This window comes from Methylobacterium sp. CCH5-D2 (assembly GCF_001556475.1).
In the GTDB taxonomy this organism is placed as follows: Bacteria; Pseudomonadota; Alphaproteobacteria; order Rhizobiales; family Beijerinckiaceae; genus Methylobacterium; species Methylobacterium hispanicum.
Genome location: NZ_LSIX01000408.1, coordinates 1 through 918 on the forward strand (window position 1 = coordinate 1; position 918 = coordinate 918).

The 918-nt window shown below is 70.3% G+C and carries 1 protein-coding gene; it reads right to left on the reverse strand.

Annotation, left to right across the window (positions count from 1 at the left end):
* Positions 1-92 precede the first annotated feature (92 nt).
* Positions 93-918: N-formylglutamate amidohydrolase (locus AX737_RS10515; RefSeq protein WP_066921136.1), on the reverse strand; the 826-nt coding region annotated here is incomplete at its 5' end.

Consider the following 918-nt stretch of genomic DNA (forward strand, 5'->3'; position numbering starts at 1 on the left):
TTGGGCGTTTCCTCCCTAGACTTCGGGCCGCTCCTTCGGGAGTGGCCTTTTTTCTGTCCGGTCGATTCCGCCCGCGGGCCGATGTGCGGCCGCTACTCGGCCGCGATCCGCTGCGGCGAAAGATCGCCGATATCGCTCGCCACCTCGGCGACGATGTCCTGCAGCGCCTCGGCCAGGGCGCCGAAGCCCGGCGTCACGGCAAGGCTCGCCTCGTTCATGTAGAGGCCGCGGTTGATCTCGATCTGCAGAGCGTGCCGGGCGAGGTTCGGCTCGCCGTAATGCTCGGTGATGAAGCCGCCCGCGTAGGGCTTGTTGCGCACCACCACGAACCCGCGTGACCGGAAGGCCGCCTCGACGCGCTCCGTCAGCGCGGAGGCGCAGGCCGTGCCGAAGCGGTCGCCGAGCACGATGTCGGCCTTCGGGTCCGCCTCGCGCCCGAGGCTCGAGGAGGGCATCGAGTGGCAGTCGATCAGGATGCACCGGCCAAAGGTGCGGGCCGTGCGCTGGATCAGGCCGCGCAGGGTGCGGTGGTAGGGCTTGTACAGCCGCTCGATGCGCTCGATCGCCTCCTCCACGTCGAGGCGCCCACCGTAGATCTCCTGCCCGTCCGCGACGACGCGCGGCACCGTGCCGAGCCCGCCCGCGACCCGCATCGAGCGCGTGTTGGCGAACGGCGGCAACCGGCCCGAGAACATGCGCGGGTCGAGCTCGTAGGGCTCGCGGTTCACGTCGAGATAGGCGCGGGGAAAGTTGGCCCTCAGGAGCGGCGCGCCCATGGGCACGACGCTGCCGAAGAGCCGGTCGACGTAGGCGTCCTCCGAGCGGCGGAGCGCCAACGGCTGCAGTCTCGAGACGGCGAGGAAGGCGGGCGGATAGACCGCGCCGGAATGGCCGGTGTTGAAGACGAAGGGCAGGGTG